Origin of the sequence: Poseidonibacter sp. (assembly GCF_041821165.1) — a bacterium.
Classification (GTDB): domain Bacteria; phylum Campylobacterota; class Campylobacteria; order Campylobacterales; family Arcobacteraceae; genus Poseidonibacter.
In genome coordinates, this window is sequence record NZ_JBGUES010000121.1 from 1 (window position 1) to 7139 (window position 7139).

At 27.6% G+C, this 7139-nt stretch carries 8 protein-coding genes; 3 read left to right on the forward strand and 5 right to left on the reverse strand.

Annotated features, from left to right (window positions below; genetic code table 11):
• A partial coding sequence (gene cysS, locus ACERKK_RS09370; protein WP_373772823.1) for a cysteine--tRNA ligase occupies positions 1–1133 on the forward strand: 1133 nt, incomplete at its 5' end.
• 108 nt (positions 1134–1241) lie between these two features.
• On the opposite strand, the gene rpsR is transcribed toward cysS, so the two are convergent.
• The 5 genes from rpsR to ACERKK_RS09395 all read right to left on the reverse strand — a co-directional run bounded on the left by rpsR (position 1242) and on the right by ACERKK_RS09395 (position 5366).
• A complete protein-coding gene (gene rpsR / locus ACERKK_RS09375; protein ID WP_373772824.1) occupies positions 1242–1499 on the reverse strand; it encodes a 30S ribosomal protein S18 in 258 nt (85 codons plus the stop codon).
• Positions 1500–1517: 18 nt separating this feature from the next.
• Positions 1518–2051, reverse strand: coding sequence for a single-stranded DNA-binding protein (locus ACERKK_RS09380; RefSeq protein WP_373772825.1), 534 nt, complete (start codon positions 2049–2051; stop codon positions 1518–1520).
• Positions 2052–2072: 21 nt separating this feature from the next.
• Positions 2073–2426 (reverse strand): 30S ribosomal protein S6, encoded by a 354-nt coding sequence (gene rpsF, locus ACERKK_RS09385; RefSeq protein WP_373772826.1) that lies wholly within the window; start codon positions 2424–2426, stop codon positions 2073–2075.
• A gap of 85 nt (positions 2427–2511) precedes the next feature.
• Positions 2512–3492 carry a DNA polymerase III subunit delta gene (gene holA, locus ACERKK_RS09390; protein WP_373772827.1) on the reverse strand — a complete coding sequence of 327 codons (981 nt, stop codon included), beginning with the start codon at positions 3490–3492 and terminating at the stop codon, positions 2512–2514.
• A 20-nt stretch (positions 3493–3512) separates the two neighbouring features.
• Positions 3513–5366, reverse strand: a complete 1854-nt coding sequence (locus ACERKK_RS09395) for an RNB domain-containing ribonuclease (RefSeq protein WP_373772828.1) — start codon at positions 5364–5366, stop codon at positions 3513–3515.
• A 317-nt stretch (positions 5367–5683) separates the two neighbouring features.
• On the opposite strand from ACERKK_RS09395, the gene ilvC reads away from it, so the two are divergent.
• Entirely contained in the window at positions 5684–6706 is a 1023-nt protein-coding gene (gene ilvC, locus ACERKK_RS09400; RefSeq protein ID WP_373772829.1) for a ketol-acid reductoisomerase, read from the forward strand.
• A gap of 47 nt (positions 6707–6753) precedes the next feature.
• Positions 6754–7139 (forward strand): hypothetical protein (locus tag ACERKK_RS09405; protein ID WP_373772830.1); only part of this gene is annotated, 386 nt, incomplete at its 3' end.

Below are 7139 nucleotides of genomic sequence, written 5' to 3' on the forward strand. Positions count from 1 at the left end.
CAAGTGAGTACATTACTGCATATAAAAATGATATGCAAACATTAAATGTATTAGAAAATACAATTGAACCAAAAGCAACACAAAATTTAGAAATTATGAAAGAAATGATTAATAACCTTATTTCAAAAGACTGTGCTTATATAACATCAGATGGTGTATATTTTGATACATCAAAAGATGAACATTATGGTTCAATTTCAAATAGAGCAAGTGATGAAAACTCAATTGCTAGAGTTGAAAGTAATAAAGAAAAAAGAAATCAATCTGATTTTGCACTTTGGAAATTTACCAAAGAAAATGATGTTGAGTTCGAAGCAAACTTTGGTAATGGGCGACCAGGTTGGCATATTGAATGTTCTGCAATGATTAAAGAACATTTAGCATATAAAGACACACCATACCAAATTGATATTCATGGTGGAGGAGCTGACTTAATTTTTCCTCATCATGAAAATGAAGCTGCGCAAACTAGATGTTCATCAAATCAAGATTTAGCAAAATATTGGATGCACAATGGTTTTGTAAATATTGATGGAGAAAAAATGAGCAAATCTCTTGGTAACTCATTTTTCTTAAAAGATGTACTAAAATCATATTCAGGTGAAGTAATTAGATTTTATTTAATGACTACTCATTATAGAGCTAATTTTAACTTTAATGAAGAAGATTTAATATCATCTAAAAAAAGACTAGATAAGCTTTATAGAGTTAAAAAAAGAGTTTATGGAGCTTCTGCTTCAACTGTTAATAAAGAGTTTAAACAGAATCTTTTAAATGCTTTAAATGATGATATAAATACATCAAAAGCTTTATCAATTATTGATGAAATGATTTCTAATGCAAATGATAAACTAGATGCTAATGCAAAAGACAAGGCATTTAAAAAAGAGTTAATTGCAAATATTGAATTTATCCAAAATATTTTAGGTATTGCTACATTTGATGCTTATTCTTATTTTCAATTTGGAATTAACGAAAATGATAAAGAAAAAATTGAAGATTTAATAGCTAAAAGAACTGAAGCTAAAAAAGATAAGAATTTTGAATTATCAGATAAGATAAGAGATGAACTTACTAAAATGCAAATATCTATTATGGATACAGCAAATGGTGTTGTTTGGGAAAAACTTTAGTATTTAATACTAAGGTTTTTTACACTTTTATTTAAGTTTTAAAAATCAAGCATAAAAAAAGGGCAAGAAGTAAAACTTCTTGCCCTTTTTTTTGTTTAACAAAAATGCCTATCTTAAGTAAGCAGCGTCTGTTAATTGTTTTGTATTTACAATATAAGGAACTAGTGCCATGTGTCTAGCTCTTTTGATTGCTTTCTCTACCATTTCTTGAGAGTTTTTAGAATTCCCTGTAAGTCTTCTAGGCATGATTTTTCCTCTTTCACTCATAGAAAGTTTTAATAAATCAGTGCTTTTATAATCAATGAAATCAACTTTCATCTCAGTATATTTACAGTATTTTTTTCCGTATTTTCTTCTTTCAGCCATTGTATATTCCTTTAATTACTAAAACGGTATTTCGTCTTCGTCTATATCTATTTCAGGTATTCTTGTTTCAGGCACTTTAGGCGCTTGATTCATACCACCATAGTTGTTATTTTGTGTGCTTTGAGCATTAGAATTATTATTGTATTGATTATTTTGTGCTGGTTGATTATACGATCCTTGCGGATTATAACCTTGGTTGTCCCCAGCATTATTATTTTGTGACTCACCTTTTGAATCTAACATTTTCATAGTTTCAACTCTTAAAGAGTGTCTATTTCTGTTAGTTCCATCTTGCGCAGTCCATTGTTCAAATACAAGTCTACCTTCTAATAAAACTTTAGAACCTTTTCGTAAGTACTGATTTGCAACCTCAGCAGATCTTCCAAAAATATTAAAATCTAAAAAACAAACTTCATCTTTTTGTTCTCCAGTTGCAGATTTATACTTATAAGATGTAGCAATCGCAGATTTTGCTATTGCAGCACCTGATGGTAAATATCTTAATTCAATATCTCTAGTAAGGTTTCCTACCATAATTGTTTTACTGTACATACAAAACTCCTATTGTTTTAATTAGTTAGCTTTCTTTGCTGCTTCGTCACTCATTTTAGTCCAAACTGCAATCTCTTTTTTATTTTCATATTTAATGAAGATAAATCTAATAAGATTTTCGTTAATTCTGTAATTTCTTTCAATTTCAGCAATTCCTGCAGGATTTCCTTTGAAATATACAACGAAGTAGTAACCTCTTTTGTTTTTTTCAATTTCATAAGCAAGTTCTCTAGAACCCATATCAAGACAAGATGCGATTTCTCCACCATTCTTTTCAATAAGTGCTTTTACATTTTCGATTTGCGCTACAGTTTCTTCATCAGTTAATGTAGGCTTTAAGATAAACATTGTTTCGTAATGTTTTAATTTAGACATTTAAGTTCTCCTCGTAGTTTATGCCGGTATTTTTTAGTTTTCACTAAATATCAGCAAGGGTACTTTTTTTATAAAGTCATGGATTTTATCTAAACAAAACTGTAAACTTTCTTAGGCATGATTGTATATATAAATTTGAATTATCAATTTTTGAACTCTTTAGCTCTAATTCTATATTTAATAAAAACTCTAACATCTTTTGAAAAACTTCAGGTTTTATATTAATAGCTAGTTTACACTTTTTATCCCAAATATTTTTAGGAGGAATAAAGCCTAGAATCTCTTTTGGATTTGGAGTGCCAATTGCTCTTGCGTATGCACTTATCATAAATAATTGTTGAACAAATGAAGTTACTTGATTTAGTAAAAAGACCTCATTCATTCCCTCTTCTAGTAAAGAAGCAATATCATCGCTTATATCTTTACCTAAAAGCAGATTATTTAGAAACTCTTCAAAAGATACAGCACCAATACCAAAACAATGAATGTTTATTATATTTGAAGTAATTTTTTCATCAAGTATAGATAATTTATTTAAATCATTAACACATAATGCTAAATCATTTTTATGCATAAAATATAAGTGATTTAATGCTTGCATATCATAGTTAATATTTAAAAGTTTTGCTTCTTTTTCAAGTATTCTTATTGCTTCTGTATCTGATGGTTGAAACATTCTTACTGATGCTGAATTGTTCTTACTTGTAAAATATCCAGCCATTGTCTTAAATTCTGTATCACCTAAGCATGAAAAAATTATTGTACTATCTGGATTAATATTACAAGCTTCAATTAATGCTTCAACATCTTTTTTGGGAATCTTTTTCTCTAACTTTACTAAAACTACATTATTTGATGAAAATAAAGAAGATTGTAAAAGTTTATTTTTTATATATTTAAAATCATAATCATCAAAATAAAGTTTTTCTATTTCATCTTTTGTTCCACAAGAGTTTGCAATATCTAAAGCATATTGTTCAACTAAAAACAAAGCTTGTCCAAAAAACATATAAGCATTAAACTTTGTATTTTGTCTTAAGTGATTATCAAATTCATTTTTATACATAAATTAATTTTTCCTATACTTTAGTATCTAATAGTTGCTATTATTTGTTTAGAAATCAAATCAACTTCTTTAATTATAACTCTTAGTTTTGTAAAAAGATTTTGACCTCTATAATTTTCCATTGTAACTTTTAAACCATTCATTTTTTCATAACAAACAGCTCTTGATTTTTCAGAGTCAATTACTTTTACTTTTATTTCTAAACCAATATTATCATTTGCCCATCTTGCATATTTTCTATCTTCATAATCCCAAACAAGTTGATTTACTTTTCTTTCGTTTAATGAAATATGATTACAAATATCATCAATATCAGCAGGTGTTTGTTTACTTTTTAGCATTCTGTGAAGTACTAAATCAGAATATCTTCTAATTGGACTTGTAAAATGTGAGTATGAAGAGAATCCTAAACCAAAGTGACCTGCATTTTTTGAATAATACTTTGCTTGTGTTTGTGATTGAATAATTAATTCATCAATCTCTTTACTTAACATAGTTTTTTTAGCACACTCTTGAATATGAGTAATTGTATCATGTACATCACTTTGAAGTTTTACTTTTACACCCAAAAGATTAACTTCATCAACAAGTCTAGCAATTGCTTTAAAAGGTGGTTCTTCATGTATTCTATAAATTCCAACTGTATTTACTTTTTTACTAGCTTCAATATTTGCAAGTAACATACACTCTTCAACTAATTGATGAGATGCAGTTGAAGTTTCAATCTCTACACCTTGAATTTTAAAATTCTTAAGTTTTTGTCTTATTTCAATAGTTCTAAAGTCATAACCTTTTTTTAATCTATTAGCTCTAAAACTTTTTGTAACTTCATATAAGGGTAATATATAATCAAAAATCTCTTTATCACCTTGAGTATATTGGTCAAGCTTACCTTCTAAAACTCTATCAATTCTACCATAAGAGAATTTTTTATGTGAATTTATAATAGCTTCAAATAATTGAGATTTTTTAACACTTTTATTTTCTAAATCTAAGTATATTTTAAATACATACGAGTATCTATCTACTCCTTCTTTTAATGAACACATATCTTCACTTAGTTCATTTGGAAGCATTGGTAAAACTTTTCCAGGTAAATAAATAGATGTTGATTTTAAAAATGCTTGTTTATCTAACTGCGAACCCTCTTTTACAAAATAAGATACATCAGCAATTGCCACATATAAAACTTCTTCATCTACATCATAATAAATTGCATCATCATGATCTTTTGCACTATTAGGATCAATTGTACAAAATGCTAAATCTCTTAAATCAACTCTTTCTTTTGAGTCATCCATTTTGGCTTTTACTTCAAGTGGCTTTTGTAATCTATACTCTTCTTGATATAAATACAGTGAAATAAACTCATCTATTTTTGCATCATTGATATTACCAATTGATTTAATTAAATCTAATGATTTATTCTGAACTAATAAAACCTCACCCTCTTCATATTTAGAAGCGCCTTTATTATCTAGTTTGATATTCTCTTTTACAGTATAAAAAGAGTTCTGTTTTATATAAACTAAAATATCATCTTTTTTACCATCTAATATTTTGATAATATTTGCTTTTATTCTTGATCTTGGATTGAATATTCTTTTTGCAAGAACTAAATCACCGTCATAAGCACCATTTAAATTATCAAACTCTATTTTAATATTTTTGTGTTCACTAATTAAGTCTTCTAAAACAACGAAATTCTTCTCCACTTTTACAAGACATACTTTATATTTTGAGCTTAACTCTAAATTGCCATCTTCATTTTTAACAACAATACCATCTTTTATAAATGGATTTAAATATTTTAATTCTTCATCATTAAAATCATTTACATTTGAAATTAGTTTTTCAAATACTTTTTTAATCATTTTTTACCTTAATGTTATACATAATTAATAGTATAGTAACTAAATTTGATTTCAAGACTTATTATGAAATAAAATTTCATCTTTTTTAACTAGCCTATTTTTATAATTTTATTTGTGATTTTATTAGTATTAAGCCTTTATATTACAATAAATTATTGTTAAATTTCACTAAGTTTCAGTAAGTGTCATTTTACAAAATTTGATAATTAGAAAAAACTAAATAATTGACTAAGAATATCTATTTAAAGGCGATATTTTTATAAATTTTTAGCATTCTTTAGGTATAATCCCACAAAATATATTTTAGAGGATTAACAATGGCATTAGATGTTTACTATGACAAAGATTGTAATATTGATTTAATTAAATCAAAAAAAGTAGCTATGATTGGATTTGGATCACAAGGTCACGCACACGCTGAAAACTTAAGAGATTCAGGTGTTGAAGTTGTTGTTGGTTTAAGAAAAAATGGTTCTTCATGGGCTAAAGCTGAAGCTAAAGGTTTTGAAGTATTAACAGTTGCTGATGCAACTGCAGCTGCTGATGTAGTAATGATTTTATTACCAGATGAAAACCAAGGTGATATTTATGCAAATGAAATTGCTCCAAACTTAAAAGACGGTGCTACTGTAGCATTTGGACACGGTTTCAACATTCATTATGGAAGAATTGCACCTGCTGCAAACATTAATGTAATGATGGTAGCTCCTAAAGCTCCAGGTCATACTGTAAGATCAGAGTTTGTTAAAGGTGGGGGAATTCCTGACTTAATCGCAATTCACCAAGATGCAACTGGAAACACTAAAGAATTAGCATTATCATATGCTTCTGCAATTGGTGGTGGTAGAACTGCAATTATTGAAACAACTTTTAAAGATGAAACTGAAACTGATTTATTTGGAGAGCAAGCTGTATTATGTGGTGGTGCTACTGCATTAGTTCAAGCTGGTTTCGAAACATTAACTGAAGCTGGATATGACCCACAAATGGCATACTTCGAGTGTTTACACGAATTAAAATTAATCGTTGATTTAATGTTTGAAGGTGGAATTGCTGATATGAGATATTCTATTTCAAATACTGCTGAATACGGTGACTATATTGCTGGAAAAAGAATTATCAATGATGAATCTAAACAGGCTATGAGAGAACTTTTAAAAGAGATTCAAGATGGTAGATTTGCAAAAGACTTCATCTTAGAAGGTCAAGCTGGATACCCAAGAATGAATGCTGAAAGAAATAATCAAAGAGAAACACTAATTGAAAAAACTGGTGTTGAACTAAGAGAAATGATGCCTTGGATTGCAGCGAATAAAATCGTTCAACAAGACAAAAACTAATTTTAAATTAAGAGAGTTTTACTCTCTTGATTTAGATAGTCTATCTCATGCCTTCAAAAAAAACTAAAAGAAAAACTAAAAACTCTTCTGTAATATCAAAAATTAAATTACTAAAAATATTTTTGGTGATATTTTTATTTGCATTTTTAGCAGTAGCAACAAGCTATTTTATAATGAAAAATGAAAGTCCAAATAAAACTATTACAAATAACAATATTCTTAAACAAGAAACAAAAAAAGTTCAAGAAAAAGAGAAACCTATTGTCCATTTAAAAGATACTTTTGAAGAGTATACAGATGAATTTCATAAAGATTATTTTGACAAAATTGAACCTGCTGTAATACCAAAAGAGGTGCAAAAAGAACTTCCTAAAAAAGAGGAAAAAACAAAAAATATTGAAGTAATTAAAGTAAAAGAAGAAGAAAAACAAGA

What these genes read in the sequence shown, in the direction of transcription:
- rpsR (WP_373772824.1), bottom strand. Translation starts at nt 1,499, where the DNA reads ATGGCTGAAAGAAGAAAATACGGAAAAAAATACTGTAAATATACTGAG.
- ACERKK_RS09380 (WP_373772825.1), bottom strand. Translation starts at nt 2,051, where the DNA reads ATGTACAGTAAAACAATTATGGTAGGAAACCTTACTAGAGATATTGAA.
- rpsF (WP_373772826.1), bottom strand. Translation starts at nt 2,426, where the DNA reads ATGTCTAAATTAAAACATTACGAAACAATGTTTATCTTAAAGCCTACA.
- holA (WP_373772827.1), bottom strand. Translation starts at nt 3,492, where the DNA reads ATGTATAAAAATGAATTTGATAATCACTTAAGACAAAATACAAAGTTT.
- ACERKK_RS09395 (WP_373772828.1), bottom strand. Translation starts at nt 5,366, where the DNA reads ATGATTAAAAAAGTATTTGAAAAACTAATTTCAAATGTAAATGATTTT.
- ilvC (WP_373772829.1), top strand. Translation starts at nt 5,684, where the DNA reads ATGGCATTAGATGTTTACTATGACAAAGATTGTAATATTGATTTAATT.